At 38.5% G+C, this 14,887-nt stretch carries 16 protein-coding genes and 1 pseudogene; 15 read left to right on the top strand and 2 right to left on the bottom strand.

Annotation, left to right across the window (positions count from 1 at the left end; genetic code table 11):
* Positions 1 to 70 precede the first annotated feature (70 nt).
* The 6 genes and pseudogenes from proB (at position 71) to HMPREF2876_RS11105 (ending at position 6,833) form a co-directional block, all read left to right on the top strand.
* Complete coding sequence (gene proB, locus HMPREF2876_RS00745) at positions 71 to 1,180, top strand: glutamate 5-kinase (protein ID WP_024052296.1); 1,110 nt, start codon at positions 71 to 73, stop codon at positions 1,178 to 1,180.
* A gap of 13 nt (positions 1,181 to 1,193) precedes the next feature.
* A complete protein-coding gene (locus tag HMPREF2876_RS00740) occupies positions 1,194 to 2,456 on the top strand; it encodes a glutamate-5-semialdehyde dehydrogenase (protein ID WP_024052295.1) in 1,263 nt (420 codons plus the stop codon).
* Positions 2,457 to 2,460: 4 nt separating this feature from the next.
* Positions 2,461 to 3,255 carry a pyrroline-5-carboxylate reductase gene (gene proC / locus HMPREF2876_RS00735; protein ID WP_024052294.1) on the top strand — a complete coding sequence of 265 codons (795 nt, stop codon included), beginning with the start codon at positions 2,461 to 2,463 and terminating at the stop codon, positions 3,253 to 3,255.
* A 324-nt stretch (positions 3,256 to 3,579) separates the two neighbouring features.
* On the top strand, positions 3,580 to 3,915 hold the full coding sequence (locus tag HMPREF2876_RS00730) for a zinc ribbon domain-containing protein YjdM (protein WP_070583932.1): 336 nt from the start codon (positions 3,580 to 3,582) through the stop codon (positions 3,913 to 3,915).
* Positions 3,916 to 3,923: 8 nt separating this feature from the next.
* Positions 3,924 to 4,565, top strand: coding sequence for a Pr6Pr family membrane protein (locus tag HMPREF2876_RS00725; protein ID WP_024052293.1), 642 nt, complete (start codon positions 3,924 to 3,926; stop codon positions 4,563 to 4,565).
* 144 nt (positions 4,566 to 4,709) lie between these two features.
* Positions 4,710 to 6,833, top strand: a pseudogene (locus HMPREF2876_RS11105) (leucine-rich repeat domain-containing protein).
* Positions 6,834 to 6,924: 91 nt separating this feature from the next.
* Here the strand turns inward: HMPREF2876_RS11105 and HMPREF2876_RS10765 are convergent.
* The gene (locus HMPREF2876_RS10765; RefSeq protein WP_191620754.1) at positions 6,925 to 7,446 is read right to left on the bottom strand and encodes a hypothetical protein; all 522 of its coding nucleotides are present in this window, start codon (positions 7,444 to 7,446) and stop codon (positions 6,925 to 6,927) included.
* Positions 7,447 to 7,488: 42 nt separating this feature from the next.
* On the opposite strand from HMPREF2876_RS10765, the gene HMPREF2876_RS10760 reads away from it, so the two are divergent.
* Positions 7,489 to 7,674 carry a hypothetical protein gene (locus HMPREF2876_RS10760; RefSeq protein WP_191620755.1) on the top strand — a complete coding sequence of 62 codons (186 nt, stop codon included), beginning with the start codon at positions 7,489 to 7,491 and terminating at the stop codon, positions 7,672 to 7,674.
* A 10-nt stretch (positions 7,675 to 7,684) separates the two neighbouring features.
* Here the strand turns inward: HMPREF2876_RS10760 and HMPREF2876_RS10755 are convergent, their stop codons facing one another.
* Entirely contained in the window at positions 7,685 to 8,383 is a 699-nt protein-coding gene (locus tag HMPREF2876_RS10755; RefSeq protein WP_224784205.1) for a helix-turn-helix domain-containing protein, read from the bottom strand.
* A gap of 388 nt (positions 8,384 to 8,771) precedes the next feature.
* On the opposite strand from HMPREF2876_RS10755, the gene HMPREF2876_RS00690 reads away from it, so the two are divergent.
* The 8 genes from HMPREF2876_RS00690 to HMPREF2876_RS00660 all read left to right on the top strand — a co-directional run bounded on the left by HMPREF2876_RS00690 (position 8,772) and on the right by HMPREF2876_RS00660 (position 14,823).
* Entirely contained in the window at positions 8,772 to 9,038 is a 267-nt protein-coding gene (locus HMPREF2876_RS00690; protein WP_024052284.1) for a chorismate mutase, read from the top strand.
* A gap of 14 nt (positions 9,039 to 9,052) precedes the next feature.
* Positions 9,053 to 10,270: a voltage-gated chloride channel family protein gene (locus tag HMPREF2876_RS00685; RefSeq protein ID WP_070583923.1), complete on the top strand. Its 1,218-nt coding sequence runs from the start codon at positions 9,053 to 9,055 to the stop codon at positions 10,268 to 10,270.
* An 85-nt stretch (positions 10,271 to 10,355) separates the two neighbouring features.
* Positions 10,356 to 11,195: a thymidylate synthase gene (locus tag HMPREF2876_RS00680; protein WP_070583921.1), complete on the top strand. Its 840-nt coding sequence runs from the start codon at positions 10,356 to 10,358 to the stop codon at positions 11,193 to 11,195.
* 184 nt (positions 11,196 to 11,379) lie between these two features.
* Positions 11,380 to 11,892: a dihydrofolate reductase gene (locus HMPREF2876_RS00675; protein ID WP_070583919.1), complete on the top strand. Its 513-nt coding sequence runs from the start codon at positions 11,380 to 11,382 to the stop codon at positions 11,890 to 11,892.
* On the top strand, positions 11,892 to 12,065 hold the full coding sequence (locus HMPREF2876_RS10430) for a hypothetical protein (protein ID WP_003024903.1): 174 nt from the start codon (positions 11,892 to 11,894) through the stop codon (positions 12,063 to 12,065). The genes HMPREF2876_RS00675 and HMPREF2876_RS10430 overlap by 1 nt, the downstream gene beginning before the upstream one ends.
* A 38-nt stretch (positions 12,066 to 12,103) precedes the next feature.
* On the top strand, positions 12,104 to 13,336 hold the full coding sequence (clpX, locus tag HMPREF2876_RS00670) for an ATP-dependent Clp protease ATP-binding subunit ClpX (RefSeq protein WP_024052280.1): 1,233 nt from the start codon (positions 12,104 to 12,106) through the stop codon (positions 13,334 to 13,336).
* A gap of 11 nt (positions 13,337 to 13,347) precedes the next feature.
* On the top strand, positions 13,348 to 13,935 hold the full coding sequence (gene yihA / locus HMPREF2876_RS00665; protein ID WP_024052279.1) for a ribosome biogenesis GTP-binding protein YihA/YsxC: 588 nt from the start codon (positions 13,348 to 13,350) through the stop codon (positions 13,933 to 13,935).
* A gap of 180 nt (positions 13,936 to 14,115) precedes the next feature.
* On the top strand, positions 14,116 to 14,823 hold the full coding sequence (locus tag HMPREF2876_RS00660) for a glucosaminidase domain-containing protein (protein ID WP_003024892.1): 708 nt from the start codon (positions 14,116 to 14,118) through the stop codon (positions 14,821 to 14,823).
* Positions 14,824 to 14,887: the final 64 nt, after the last annotated feature.

The following is a 14,887-nucleotide window of genomic DNA, read 5'->3' as shown; positions in this document are numbered from 1 at the left end:
TACTAGATTATAATTTGAGATATTTTGAAATTAAATAGCACCACGTGTTATATTAGCTTTGGAGAGGGTTATGAAATATAAACGAATTGTATGTAAAGTCGGCACCAGTTCTTTAACAAATGAGGATGGAAGTTTATCGAGAACGAAAGTGAGAGTGATTACCCAGCAGTTAGCCATGCTACATGAAGCAGGGCACGAGGTGATTTTAGTCTCATCAGGAGCAATAGCGGCAGGCTTCTCATCTTTGGGCTTTAAGAAACGCCCGACAAAAATTGCAGACAAGCAAGCGTCCGCAGCGGTGGGTCAGGGCTTGCTGTTAGAAGAATACACGACGAATCTGTTATTGAAAAAGATTGTCTCGGCTCAGATTTTATTAACACAAGATGATTTTGCGGATAAACGGCGCTATAAAAATACACATCAGGCGATTTCTGTTTTGCTCAACCGAGGAGCCATTCCAATTATCAATGAAAATGATACGGTTTCCATTGCTGAGTTGAAAGTCGGTGACAATGATACGTTGAGCGCTCAGGTTGCGTCTATGGTGCAAGCAGATTTGTTAGTTTTATTAACGGATGTTGACGGGCTTTATACGGCAAATCCAGTCAATCATCCTGATGCCAAGCGCCTTGATTTGGTAGAGGAGATTACGACGGATTTGCTTGAAATGGCAGGTGGAGCAGGCTCTTCTAATGGAACAGGTGGTATGCTGACCAAGCTAAAAGCAGCAACGATTGCCACTATGGCAGGGGTTCCTGTTTATATTTGTTCCTCTTTGAAAGAGCAAGCCCTCATCGAAGCCGCAGAAAATCAGGGAAATGGCACATTTTTTACTGCTTCAGCCAAAAATATGAAAACGCAAAAACAATGGTTGGCTTTTTACGCTGCCAGTCAAGGCTCTATCTGGGTGGATAGAGGTGCAAGTACAGCATTGAGTGAGCAAGGCAAGAGCTTACTTGTTTCAGGAATTTCAAAAATGTCAGGACACTTTTCTTATGATGATATTGTGACCGTCTATGAAAAGGATACAGAGCGCATTTTAGGAAAAGGACGTGTTCGTTTTGGGCAGTCAGCTTTGCAAGATATGCTGAAAGCCAATAAACCAAAGGGAGTGGTAATTCACCGAGATCATTGGATTTCACTAACGCCTGAATTGGAATTATTATTGTCAGAATTTTAAGAGGAAGTAGGATATGAATAGTACACAAGGCTTACTAGAGAAAATCAAGCAAGCAAAAAAATCAATTAACACAGCTTCAACAGCTGAGAAAAATAAAGCTCTGTCTTTGATGGCTGATTATTTAGAAGCAGCTACGGACGCAATTTTGACAGCCAATGCGGAAGACATGAAAGCGGCAAAAGGTCATATTTCAGATGTCATGTTGGATCGTCTGTATTTAGATGTCAATCGCATCAAAGACATGGCAACTGGCATTCGTCAAGTGATTGCGTTGCCAGATCCCGTTGGAGACATCTTAGAAGTCTCTCATTTGGAAAATGGACTAGAAATCATTAAAAAGCGGGTAGCTCTTGGAGTGATTGGAATTATCTATGAAAGTCGTCCAAATGTGACATCTGATGCAGCTGCTTTAGCCATTAAAAGCGGGAATGCAGTTGTTCTTCGCAGCGGAAAAGAAGCGCATAAAACAGCTACTGCCATTATTTCTGCGCTAAAAGCTGCACTTTGTCAAACCGCGATTTCAGATGATTGTTTGCAGTTGGTGTCAGATACCAGTCGTGAAAGTGCTCAAATCTTGATGAAAGCAAAAGGCTATTTGGATTTGCTAATTCCTCGTGGGGGTGCGGGGCTGATTCAAGCGGTCGTTGAAAATGCGACCGTTCCTGTTATTGAGACTGGTACGGGGATTGTTCATATCTATGTTGATAAGGACGCCAATCAAGAAATGGCACTAGATATCATTGATAACGCTAAAACCAGTCGTCCTTCGGTCTGCAATGCAATGGAAGTTTGTCTGGTTCATAAAGAAATTGCTTCTCAGTTTCTCCCAACATTAGAAGAACGCTTAGTAACTGTTCGTAAAGCGCGTGGGGTAGTACCTGTTCAACTTCGATTGGATGAAATAGCTCGCTCTTTCATCTCAGGGGAAATAGCAGAGCCTAGCGACTTTGATAGCGAATTTTCAGATTACATCATGGCTGTAAAGGTAGTGGCTTCTTTGGAAGAAGCTATCACACATATTGAGCAACACAGCACACATCATTCAGATGCCATTATTACCAACAATGCCACCAGCGCAGCGACTTTTACAGAGCAGGTTGATAGTGCAGCAGTCTATGTCAATACTTCCACACGTTTCACAGACGGTGGAGAATTTGGTTTGGGCTGTGAAATGGGGATTTCTACTCAGAAATTACACGCACGCGGTCCGATGGGCTTAAAAGAATTAACGAGTTACAAATATGTTGTGCAAGGTTCAGGACAAATTAGGGAGTAAAAACATGAAAATTGGATTTATCGGCTTAGGAAATATGGGAGGGAGCTTAGCGCGTGTAGTGGCGAGGCAAAAAAATCATCAAGCTCTACTAGCAAATCGAAGCCCAGAAAAAGCAAAACAGATCGCGAATGAAGTGGGTGGCGAACCTGTCACGAACGAAGTCGTCTTTGAGCAAGCAGATGTTATTTTCTTAGGTGTTAAACCCGCCCAATTTGCGGATTTGTTGCAAGAGTACCATGCTATTTTGGAAAAACGCAGCTCTGTTTTACTGATTTCTATGGCTGCCGGCTTGACCTTGCAGCAGTTAGAAGCTCTTGTTCCTACACAACATCGGTTGATCCGGATAATGCCCAATACGCCTGTTGCAGTTGGTGACGGTGTTATCAGCTATGTTTTATCAGATAAAGCAACAGAGCAGGATGAAGACTTGTTGTGTGAACTATTGGATTCTGCCGGTTTGCTGGTTCATTTAAAGGAGCAGCAATTAGATGCCGCTACTGCTGTGGCAGGCTGTGGTCCTGCTTTTGTGTATCTTTTTTTAGAAGCATTAGCTGACGCAGGAGTACAAACTGGCTTACCACGAGACTTAGCTCTGCAATTAGCAAATCAGACCCTTTTAGGAGCAGCAGCATTAGCCAAAGAAAGTGGTCAACACCCTGCTGTTCTCAAAGATCAGGTTTGCAGCCCAGCAGGCTCAACGATTGCGGGAGTAGCAAGTCTTGAAGAAGATGCTTTCAGAGGGAACATTATCAAAGCCGTTGCTGCGTCTTATAAACGCACTCAGGAACTAGGCAAATGACATAGATGGTTTGCAATGATTGAAGCATTTTATGACATCAAAAAAATTTATAATAGAAAATCAAATGATTTTTTATACTTTGTAAAAATCTCCAACTTCAAAGTGTATGGCGCAATAAATCAACAACATGGTAGTTGATTGCTCAAGGTACTAGCAGATAGAAGTGAAGGTCGTTAAATCTTGTAATTTTCATTAAGTATTGAGTCAAAAAGTCTTTTAAAAATTAGTCATTTTATCTCATTTGTCAAATTTTTTATCTTATAGTAAAATAGAAAAGCATGATAAATTCTAGGTGTGATGTCTAGAGATTAGTGAAGGAGAAGTATGAATCAATTACCAAATTGTCCACAATGCAACTCAGAATATGTTTACGAAGACGGTTTGCTGTTAGTTTGCCCTGAATGTGCCTACGAATGGAATCCGACAGAAGTCGTTGAAGAAGAGCGTATCAGAGCAATTGATGCAAATGGGAATCAGCTTGCGGACGGAGATACCGTCACTCTCATCAAAGATTTAAAGGTCAAAGGTGCTCCAAAGGATTTGAAACAAGGGACGCGTGTGAAAAATATTCGGATTGTAGAAGGAAACCACAATATTGACTGCAAGATTGATGGTTTTGGTGCGATGAAGCTCAAATCGGAGTTTGTCAAGAAAATCTGAGGTTGGTGATGAAGCGAAATGTGATTTTTTATAGCCGCATGGTATTGTTTATGTTAGGATTTATAGGAGTCTACCTTGAAATCATAAAGCATGGTGGCTTAGGAATGCTGATGTACTACACAGTTTTATCTAACATGATTGTCACAGCTTTTACGGCCTATTTGCTCTATCTAATGGCGCGTTCTGAACATCGCTGGCAAACGCAGTCGCTGTTTCGATTAAAAGGCGGAGTGACCATGTGTATCATGATTACATGCGTCATTTATCATTTTATGTTGGCACCGCTCGCGACTGATTTTTATCGACTGGAAAATTTCCTCTGTCATTACATTGTACCACTATGGTTTTTAGCGGATACCTTGTTGTTTGATAAACGCTCACAATATCGTTGGTTTGACCCGATTGTTTGGACAAGTGTGCCTTTGATTTATTTGGCTTTTGCCTTGTTTAATGGTTTAGTCATCAAATGGCCTATTCCAGGCGCAAAAGATAGTCCTTTTGCTTATTTTTTCTTAAATATTCCAAAGTACGGTTGGCCGTATGTGTTGCAATGGTCACTTAAAATCTTTATCGGCTATTTGCTTGCCGGTTATAGTTTTTATGGAGTGATGTCTTTTTCAAGACGTCAGAAACGAAAACAGCCCTCTTAAAGTTTACAAAAAACAGATGTTGTCTGTTTTTTTCTATATTTTGCTAAAAACTCTCTATTTGACTTATTTTTTCTTGTCAAGATGTGTTTTCTGTGTTATGTTTAACTAGTTAAATATTAACTAGTTAAATAAAAGGGGAGCTATATGAAATATAAGAAGCTTTGGGCATTGGCGGGAATTGCTTTATCTTGCAATCTTTTACTGACTGCTTGCTATTCTAACTCGTCGTCAAAAATCAGGGATAAGGTGACGGCGAAACAAGGAGTGAAAAAGAAACATTCTAACGCTAAAAAAGGTCAAGTACCAGGTGTAGATAAGCCGACAGATGATAGTTTTCTATTCACAAGTGAATCACAGATTAAGGCTAGAACAAGTGACGGTTTGATTTTAGACCATGATGGTCACACACACTTTATTTTTTATTCCGATTTAAAAAACAGCAAATGGGCTTATTTGATTCCGAAAAATGGTCAAGCTCCGTCAACCGCCGCTGCGTAGCCAAATTACACAAATCCACCTGTTAATCCGCAACATCCAGGTTCAAACAAACATCAGTTTGCTGGTATAGATTATCCGACAAGTGATGGATTTTTATTTGATGGAACAGGGATTCAAGAAAAGAAATCCTATGGCTTATTAGTGAACCATAACGGTCATACGCACGTTATCTCTTATGAACAACTCATTCAGTCCAAATGGGAATATTTAATCCCAGCAGAGTATAAAAAAGCTGCTGAGGACGCTTACTATGCTCGAAAAGGTCAAACTCCGTCCACGCCAGCACAAGATTCTTCAAAAGAAAATGAAGAAATCACTAAGAAAAAGACCTATCTGGCATAACAGTTGGGAATTGATGAAAGTTTGATCCAAGTGATTGACAATGAAAAAGGGAAGGCTTTTGTTTATCCACATGGCGATCACAAACATTCAACTTTAATTAGTGACATTGATACGACCAAACCATTCGATCCACACGGTGATCCGCATGCTCATGATAAGGTAGGCATGGCAACATTGAAAGCCTTAGGATTTGATGATGAGATTATCGAAGATATTTTACATGCAACTGCGGATACAGAATTTCCGTCAAATGAAACGGACTTGGAAAAGATGAAAGCCTGGTTGGCAACGGTGAAATACCTAAATATTGGGCAATGAAAAGATCCGCTGGAACGTAAAGGTCTTAATTTGCTGCCAAATATTGAAGTGCTAGGAATTAGTTTTACCAAAATTAAAGACATTCGTCCGCTGGCTCAGTTGAAGAATTTAGAATCCTTAAATTTGGACTATAATGAAATTTCAGATATTTCAGCTCTGTCAAATCTTTCAAATTTACAAGCGGTTAGTCTGGAGCACAATCAACTCCAAGATGTATCAGCATTGGCTCAAAAAGCGCACCTAACACGTCTGTTCTTGTCAAATAATCCTAACTTGGATATCAATAGTTTGAAAACCTCAGCGCTTGCAGAACTGACAGTGAATGAGTCAAATATTCAAAATTTGAATTTCTTGAAAAACAATCCTGCTTTGACAAGTATTACAATGAGTGGTAATCGCCTGACTTCGTTGGCAGGGATTGAAGCAGCAAAGAATCTGACCAGCTTTACAGCAGCTTAAGATCAAATTCAGAGCTTAAATATCTCTGGAGCTCAATCATCTTTGAAGGAATTGAGTTTAAGCGGCAATGCCTTGAAGAATTTGGAAGGTGTGAATCAATTTAAAGCACTTGAAAATTTAGATGTATCTAAGAATAAGATCACAAGCGTGGCGATTAGTACCCCTAACAATACCATTACCTATATTGATCTTAGTCATAATTTTATTCCAAAGTTAGAACTGGAGTTAAATGAAAATCGAATTCCAAAAGCATTGGCTCAGCATTTCCCAGCCGTTAAGGGAGAAAGCATTGAAAACAATCCATTGAGAGAGGAAAAGAAAGAAGAAAAAGAGGTTTCTAAAAAAGAAGGTACTGCAAAGAAAGTAGATACCAGTGAAGCTAAATCGTCTCCAGTAGAGGAACAAACTGCTGACTCAATAGACAAGGGTTCTGAGACTAAAAAAGAAGAAAAAGTGCAGCCGGATTTGAGGAAAGGATTAGATGAAGAAGGAAATAAGGTAAACAATTCTGAGAAAGAATAAGTTCCGTCAGACTTGAAAGGGGCTGAAAATGAAACAAAATCAACAGCTGAAAAGACAACTTCGTCTAATGAGCAGGAGTCTCTAATGAGCAGGAGTCTGTCTCAAAACAATAATAAAATTTTATTTTGAATTTCCTGAAAAGGCTGTTCAATTGAGATTTTTAGATAAAAAATAGCCTGAAAATTGTTACCTAAAGGAACTTTTTCAGGCTTTATTGCTTTTAACTGAAGAAAAGTATTTTTTGACTTTCAGGCACTGTACAGATAACCATTTTCCGGATTTTAACGATTTTGATTTGTTCTACATCAACTTCTCCAAGCCCTTGACATACTCCCGATACCGCTTCTCTCAGTTTATAAATAGCTTCATAGATATGCTGGTAATGAATGTCATAAAAGTTCATAGAAAAGTTGATGAGAATGTGTTCTGCCTCTGGAAATAAGGCTTCGAGATAAGTCGAAAGGTGCTGGTCGGCTACGATAATGCTTGTTTCCTCGTGCGTCTGCAAATCCAAGGAGGTATTCAAAAAGTCAACACCAGATATTCGTGCAATAGCAGGTGGAATATGCATGGAGAAGGCATTCTTTAAAGTTGTCAAATCCGCATTGTTACTCGTAAAAATGTAAAGCGGAATAGGAGCCATGCGGGAATAAATCAGCTCTCGTAGCTGAATGCTCACATGATAAATGTGGTACTTGTAAACCTCGACTGTTAAGCCCATCTCTTGCATCCATTCTCTCACAAGCACCTTTAAAATCCGATAAAGTGGGTCGCACAGACCCCGATGGTCGTATTGAAAAATGTAGGAATTAGGCACCAAGCTTTGCAAATTGCAGAAAAAAGGCTTCAGAAAGAAAAGTATGACAATGCGAAAGGTCTGAGAATTCGTCATCTCCTCGCCAAACAAGTGTTGCAATTTCTGAATAAATGGAAGCAAAATCCCTTGATTGGTCACCATATCAACCGCTAAACGCTGGTCTTCATCGGACCATTTGTCTTTGAAAAAAGGATTGGGAGTCCGTACAATAAGCTAGAAAGAGATAATCATAGTCTGCTTGAGTAAATGTTATTTCTAACGCAGATTCCATGATGTTCTTGGTCAAGGACAACAGTTTTGGATAGATAAATAGTGTTTTGAGCCGAGTCAGTTCAGGAGATTCCGGAATATCCGCTGCAAAATCCTTTCGTTTCCACATTAAAACCATTAAAATGCAAAAGAAGCGACTTTCTTCTGTAGCTTCCTCAAAAGCTTCTATAGAGAGGTGAGCGTTGGAAGCGCTAATCAAGTCAAAAACAATCTCTAATTCTTTCTCTGTGATCGCATACAGATGAATGCCAAACTTGTACTCCAACAAAGCAATCAGAAATCGAATGCGGTATTCTGGCCCAATCACTTGGTATTTGTCTAAAGAAAGTCTAATTCCTTTTAGAAAATCCAAACACTTATCGCAGAGCCGATAACCCGTAGCTCGTGAGAGATATTCTTTTTGGATAAAACAGGCAAAACTTTCTTTTTCTTCCCGCAAGAAATAACACAAAAGACGAAGAAAAATAGAACCTTGATAAATCCGATGAAAACAGACTAGCGGATTGAGCTTTGTATAAATATCCAAATGAACCGTACGTCTAATGACTTGCAAACAGAACAAATCTTGAAATTCTTCCTTCAGCTCTGCCAAGTATTGATAAATGTTTTTCTCACTAAAACTGGTAATTTGTGTTTATCTGCTCAATCTCTAAAGTTTGAAATTCCAGCAAAATTTGTAACACTTCTGCCTTGTTTAAAATAACTTTTTCCAAATAGTAATCTAACATCGTTCCCCCTTATTTTTCAAAATTACCACAGAAGGAAAGGGATTGTCAAGCCGGATTTTAGGGCGAGTAGAAGCAAAGTAGAAGGTTAGAAGCTGCTTAGCTCTGAAAGAATAATCTTTATTTGAACTTGTCTCAATTTGAGTGTTATTTTTCTGCTAAAATTGAGAAAATTAGGACTGAGATTCAAAATCTGACGATTACTAGCATATTGTGAAAAATTTTGTTAAGATAGAAAGTAATTAGGAGGAAATTATGGATTTAGTAGAAATTAGAAAAGAAATCGATCAAATAGATGCAGATTTGACTGCCTTACTAGAAAAAAGAATGGCTTTGGTGAGTCAAGTTGCTCTTTATAAACGTCAGACTGGAAAAGCTGTCTTGGATATCCAACGTGAACAAGTTATTCTAGAGAAAGTTGCAAATAGTGTACATGAAAAACAGTACAAAGAAACTATTGTTCAGACTTTTTCTGATATTTTGAAACATTCGCGTGCTTATCAAGACCAACACGTCAAATAATAAAGGAAGTTAAAATGAAACATTCGCGTGATATAGAATGGCTTGATAGTGGAAAGCGAGCAGTGGCTATTACAGTGTTATCCATTTTTATAGGTCTAGTAGTTGGGATTATTGATGTGATATTTGGGCGAACCCTTATCTTTTTAAGCGATATTCGTTCTATGTATCCACTCTATTTGATTCCTTTTTTAGCTGTTGCGGGATTAGGAATTGTATTTCTTTATCAAAAGTATGGTGGAAGCAGTAGCAAAGGGATGACCTTGATTTTTGATGTAGGACATGGTGTAGAGGAACATATCCCAAAGCGCTTGATTCCTTTGGTTATATTTACAACTTGGATGACGCACCTTTTTGGTGGCTCAGCTGGTCGAGAAGGAGTAGCAGTACAATTAGGAGCAACAGTTTCTCATTGGTTTCGCAAGAAATTTTCTATCCCCAACACTTCAAAAATCTTTTTAGTCGCAGGAATGGCTGCTGGTTTTGCTGGACTGTTTCAAACACCGCTGGCGGCAATTTTGTTTGCAATGGAAGTCTTGGTTGTAGGAACCATGCAACTGACGGCTCTGTATCCTGCAATGATTGCTTCCTTTGTTGCTTCTTGGACATCGCATGCGTTAGGGCTTGAAAAGTTTGTACAACCAATTTCTGTGCATCTGGTATTGTCACCGACGCTTCTTATCAAATTAGTGTTTCTTGGAGTTCTATTTGGACTTTGCGGCAATTTATTTGCTTATGCTCTCTCATGGAGCAAAAAGAAAGCAGCAATTATTTTTCCAAATTCCTACAAACGGATTGTCGTTATGGGAATATTTTTAAGTATTGTCTTTCTGCTGTTAGATAAAGGTCGCTACTCAGGGCTTGGAACAAATTTGATTGCAGCTAGTTTTGCTGGTCAGCCCGTCTATGTATATGATTGGCTCTTCAAATTACTTCTAACAGTTTTGACTTTATCAGCAGGTTTTCAAGGTGGAGAAGTAACACCGCTTTTTGCAATTGGGGCAAGTCTAGGCGTTCTACTGGCAGGTTTATTTGGTCTTCCAGTTAGCTTGGTTGCGGCGCTAGGCTATGCTGCAGTTTTCGGAAGTGCGACCTCTACTTTCTTAGGTCCGATTTTAATTGGCTGTGAAGTATTTGGCTTTACTAATTTCCCCTATTTTTTCATAGTGTGTTCGGTGGCGTTTTCTCTACATCGTCAGCATTCGATTTATGGAGCTCAAAAAATTCGATATTAAAGCATGTTCTCTTGCAAGGTTTTGACTTGTAGGAGATTTTTATTTTGTGTTATACTAGAAAAAGTAATATTAGAAAAGGGAAATCATGATAAAAGCAGATACTATTTTTAAAGAAAATATTCGAAAAATCTTGACTGAAGGTGTTTTTTCTGAAAATGCACGCCCTCGTTATAAAAACGGGAAAGTGGCTAACTCTAAGTATATTACAGGTTCTTTTGCTGAATACGACTTGAGCAAGGGAGAATTTCCTATTACAACGCTTCGGCCGATTGCTATCAAGTCAGCTATCAAAGAGGTGCTCTGGATTTACCAAGACCAATCCAATAGCTTAGATATTTTAGAAGAAAAGTACAATGTTCATTATTGGAATGATTGGGAAGTAGGAGATACTCGCACGATTGGCTTGCGTTATGGCGCTGTTGTTAAGAAACATGATATTATCAATAAAATCTTGAAACAGCTAGAAATCAATCCTTGGAATCGACGAAATATTATCTCACTTTGGGATTATGAAGCATTTGAAGAAACAGAAGGTCTACTACCGTGTGCCTTTCAGACCATGTTTGATGTACGTCGTGTAGACGGTGACATTTATCTGGATGCAACTCTGACACAACGCTCAAATGATATGCTGGTAGCTCATCACATCAATGCCATGCAGTATGTAGCATTGCAAATGATGATTGCCAAGCATTTTGGCTGGAAAGTTGGTAAATTCTTTTATTTTGTCAATAATTTGCACATTTATGATAATCAATTTGAACAGGCTGAAGAATTACTTCAACGTGAACCAACTAACTGTACGCCACGCTTGGTTTTAAATGTTCCAGACGGAACCAACTTTTTTGACATTAAAGCAGAAGATTTTGAATTAGTTGATTATATCCCTGTTAAGCCACAGTTGAAATTTGATTTAGCCATTTGAGAATGAATTGATTTTCAGATTTTCAAAATCTAAAAAATAAAGGGCTGTATCTAACTATTTTCACAAGACATCATAAAAGAACGGATTTCTTGTGCAATATAAATTAGTATTGATTTGATAGTTAAAGTCAGCCTTTTTTTGTGAAATTTGATAAAATAGAAATATCAATTCAAAGGATTAGGAAATGACAAAGAAATTTGTAGCTATTTGGGCGCAAGATGAGAATGGCTTGATTGGGCGAGACAACACATTGCCCTGGCATTTACCAGCTGATCTCAAGCATTTTAAAGAAATGACAACTGGACAGGCTATTTTAATGGGGCGAGTGACATTTGATGGGATGAACCGCAGAGTATTACCCAATCGCACGACAATTATTTTGACGAGAGACAAATCATATCAAGCAGAGAATGAGCAAGTTCTAGTGTTTCATGATGTTGATTCTGTCATGAAATGGTATGAGACTCAGGAAAAAACTCTTTATATTATTGGCGGCGGTCAGATTTTTTCTGCGTTCGAGCCCTTAATAGATGAATTAGTTATTACCCGTATTCATGCTCGTTTACAAGGAGATACCTATTTCCCGAAAGATTTTAATATGACGAAATTTCAGGAGCTGTCTCATCAGTTTCATGCCAAAGATGAAAAGAATGAGTATGACTTTACTGTCACAACCTTTCAGAGAAAGGAGTCGTAATGGAACGTAGTATTTTCGGATTTTTTACGGCTCTTTTATGTGTCGTTTGTGTTATGGCGGCAACGCAAGCTTTTCGTAAAAAACGGTATGGATTGTCAGTGCTCTTTTGGCTGAATGCTTTTACAAATTTGGTGAATAGTATTCATGCTTTTTATATGACCTTATTTAAATGAGAAAATAGAATAAACAACGAATAGAATTGGAGTGAAAAATGCCTACAAATCGTACGAATGAAATGATGGTTTATTGCTCTTTTTGTGGTAAAAGCCAAGAAGAAGTCCAAAAAATTATCGCAGGAAATAATGCCTTTATTTGTAATGAATGCGTGGAATTAGCGCAAGAAATCATCAGAGAGGAACTAGCAGAAGAAGTACTAGCGGACTTGTCAGAAGTGCCAAAACCGCAAGAACTACTCAATATTTTGAATCATTATGTGATTGGGCAAGACCGTGCTAAGCGAGCATTGGCTGTTGCTGTATACAATCACTATAAACGTATCAATTTTCACGATAATCGTGAAGAAGAGGATGATGTCGAATTACAAAAATCCAATATTCTTATGATTGGGCCAACTGGTTCTGGTAAGACTTTTCTTGCTCAAACCTTGGCGAAAAGTCTGAATGTTCCTTTTGCGATTGCAGATGCGACAGCTTTGACAGAAGCTGGGTATGTCGGAGAAGATGTTGAAAATATTCTCTTGAAACTCTTGCAAGCAGCAGATTTCAATATTGAGCGTGCAGAACGTGGTATCATCTATGTAGATGAGATTGACAAAATTGCGAAGAAAAGCGAAAACGTGTCTATTACTCGCGATGTGTCTGGTGAAGGCGTTCAGCAAGCGCTCCTCAAGATTATTGAAGGAACTGTAGCCAGCGTACCTCCGCAAGGCGGTCGCAAGCACCCTCAACAAGAAATGATTCAAGTAGATACCAAGAATATTCTCTTTATCGTTGGTGGTGCATTTGACAGTATTGAAGAAATTGTCAAACAACGTCTAGGCGAAAAAATTATCGGTTTTGGTCAAAATAATAAAGCCATTGATGAAACTGGTTCTTATATGCAAGAAATCATCTCTGAAGATATTCAAAAATTTGGTTTGATTCCGGAATTGATTGGTCGTTTGCCTGTGTTTGCAGCGCTTGAGCCTTTGACAGTTGATGATTTGGTGCGAATCCTGCGCGAACCAAAGAATGCTTTAGTGAAGCAATATCAGACTCTCCTTTCTTATGACGATGTTAAACTAGAGTTTGATGATGATGCTCTTCAGGAAATTGCTAACAAGGCCATTGAACGCAAGACAGGTGCGCGTGGATTACGTTCAATCATTGAGGAAACTATGATGGATGTTATGTTTGAAGTTCCAAGTCAAGAAAATGTGAAGCTGGTACGGATTACCAAGGAAGCAGTTGATGGAACGGATAAGCCGATTTTAGAAACAGCATAAAGAGGTGTGCAATGGAAATTAACACACACAATGCAGAAATTTTGCTAAGTGCAGCAAATAAATCTCATTATCCCCAAGATGAGATTCCTGAAATCGCTCTTGCTGGACGATCAAATGTTGGTAAATCTTCCTTTATCAATACATTGTTAAATCGAAAAAATCTAGCTCGAACTTCTGGCAAGCCAGGAAAAACGCAATTGCTGAATTTCTTCAATATTGATGACAAACTTCGTTTTGTGGATGTCCCAGGATATGGCTATGCTAAAGTTTCTAAGACAGAACGAGCGAAGTGGGGCAAGATGATTGAGGAATATCTGACGAGCAGGGAAAATCTCAGAGCAGTTGTCAGTCTAGTGGACTTTCGGCATGAGCCAAGTGCAGACGATGTACAAATGTACGAATTTCTTAAATATTATGAAATACCAGTCATTGTCGTAGCCACGAAAGCTGACAAAATTCCACGCGGCAAATGGAACAAGCACGAATCAGTCATTAAGAAAAAGTTGGATTTTGATAAAAATGATGATTTTATTGTTTTTTCATCTGTCAATAAAGATGGTTTAGATGCAGCTTGGGATGCGATTTTGGAAAAAATTTAGGAATTGAAGAAAAAACTGAGAATCATTGTACTGACCCCCAAAAGTTGGACAAGAAAAATCTAACTCTTGGGGGTCAGTACACATTTTCTCTGTTTTTTATAATGAATCTGTCACCAAATTGTAACTAAGGGCTGGAAATTTTATGTTATAATCAAAATATATTATACTGGAGAATAAGCTATGAGAAAGAAAAAATTGAAAAAAAGAATTTTAACAGTTCTAGCTTTGGCGGTCGCTGCTTTATTGGTTAGTGCAGTTTTGTCCAAGCAAGTTCACCCAGCTAGTGCCAATGATGAGACTTACCAACGTCCGTTAACTCAAACAGAGGTGTTCATTTCACAAATTGGTGAAACTGCTCGTCAATTGGGACAAGAAAATGATTTATATGCTTCGATTATGATCGCACAGGCCATTCTGGAAAGCAATTCTGGACGTTCTGCTTTATCAGCCGCTCCTCATCATAATTTATTTGGCATCAAAGGACAATATGCTGGGCAATCAGCAACAATGGCTACACTAGAAGATGATGGGCAAGGAAATACTTATAATGTCAATGCAGAATTTAGATCCTATCCAAGTTATGTTGAATCTTTACAAGACTATGTGACGATTTTAAAACATAGCCGCTACACTTATGCTTGGAAGAGTAATACGACCAGCTATATGAATGCAACTGCTGCTTTAACAGGTGTCTATGCAACGGATACAAGCTATAATGTTAAGTTGAACAATTTGATTCAACAATATAATTTGACACAATATGATGTACCAAATGTGCAAGCAACCAATGTTGCAACAACTAACAAAGTCTACAATCCTTATCGCCAACAATACACAACACAAGAAGTGTTAGATTTGGATGTTGCTTGGGCAAATCGTCATCAATAAATATTTTATTTGAAAGAAATTTAGTAGGAGAGAACGAAATTGTTCTTCTCCTTTTTATCTGGAA

Source organism: Streptococcus sp. HMSC073A12, from assembly GCF_001812815.1.
GTDB classification, from domain to species: Bacteria; Bacillota; Bacilli; order Lactobacillales; family Streptococcaceae; genus Streptococcus; species Streptococcus vaginalis.
This window is presented reverse-complemented; position numbering and strand designations above follow the sequence as displayed.

Coding starts and splice junctions, on each gene's coding strand:
- proC (WP_024052294.1), top strand. CDS start 2,461: ATGAAAATTGGATTTATCGGCTTAGGAAATATGGGAGGGAGCTTAGCG.
- HMPREF2876_RS10430 (WP_003024903.1), top strand. CDS start 11,892: ATGGAACGTAGTATTTTCGGATTTTTTACGGCTCTTTTATGTGTCGTT.
- HMPREF2876_RS00675 (WP_070583919.1), top strand. CDS start 11,380: ATGACAAAGAAATTTGTAGCTATTTGGGCGCAAGATGAGAATGGCTTG.
- HMPREF2876_RS10760 (WP_191620755.1), top strand. CDS start 7,489: ATGGTCGTATTGAAAAATGTAGGAATTAGGCACCAAGCTTTGCAAATT.
- HMPREF2876_RS00685 (WP_070583923.1), top strand. CDS start 9,053: ATGAAACATTCGCGTGATATAGAATGGCTTGATAGTGGAAAGCGAGCA.
- HMPREF2876_RS00730 (WP_070583932.1), top strand. CDS start 3,580: ATGAATCAATTACCAAATTGTCCACAATGCAACTCAGAATATGTTTAC.
- HMPREF2876_RS00660 (WP_003024892.1), top strand. CDS start 14,116: ATGAGAAAGAAAAAATTGAAAAAAAGAATTTTAACAGTTCTAGCTTTG.
- proB (WP_024052296.1), top strand. CDS start 71: ATGAAATATAAACGAATTGTATGTAAAGTCGGCACCAGTTCTTTAACA.
- clpX (WP_024052280.1), top strand. CDS start 12,104: ATGCCTACAAATCGTACGAATGAAATGATGGTTTATTGCTCTTTTTGT.
- HMPREF2876_RS00725 (WP_024052293.1), top strand. CDS start 3,924: ATGAAGCGAAATGTGATTTTTTATAGCCGCATGGTATTGTTTATGTTA.
- HMPREF2876_RS00680 (WP_070583921.1), top strand. CDS start 10,356: ATGATAAAAGCAGATACTATTTTTAAAGAAAATATTCGAAAAATCTTG.
- HMPREF2876_RS00690 (WP_024052284.1), top strand. CDS start 8,772: ATGGATTTAGTAGAAATTAGAAAAGAAATCGATCAAATAGATGCAGAT.
- HMPREF2876_RS00740 (WP_024052295.1), top strand. CDS start 1,194: ATGAATAGTACACAAGGCTTACTAGAGAAAATCAAGCAAGCAAAAAAA.
- yihA (WP_024052279.1), top strand. CDS start 13,348: ATGGAAATTAACACACACAATGCAGAAATTTTGCTAAGTGCAGCAAAT.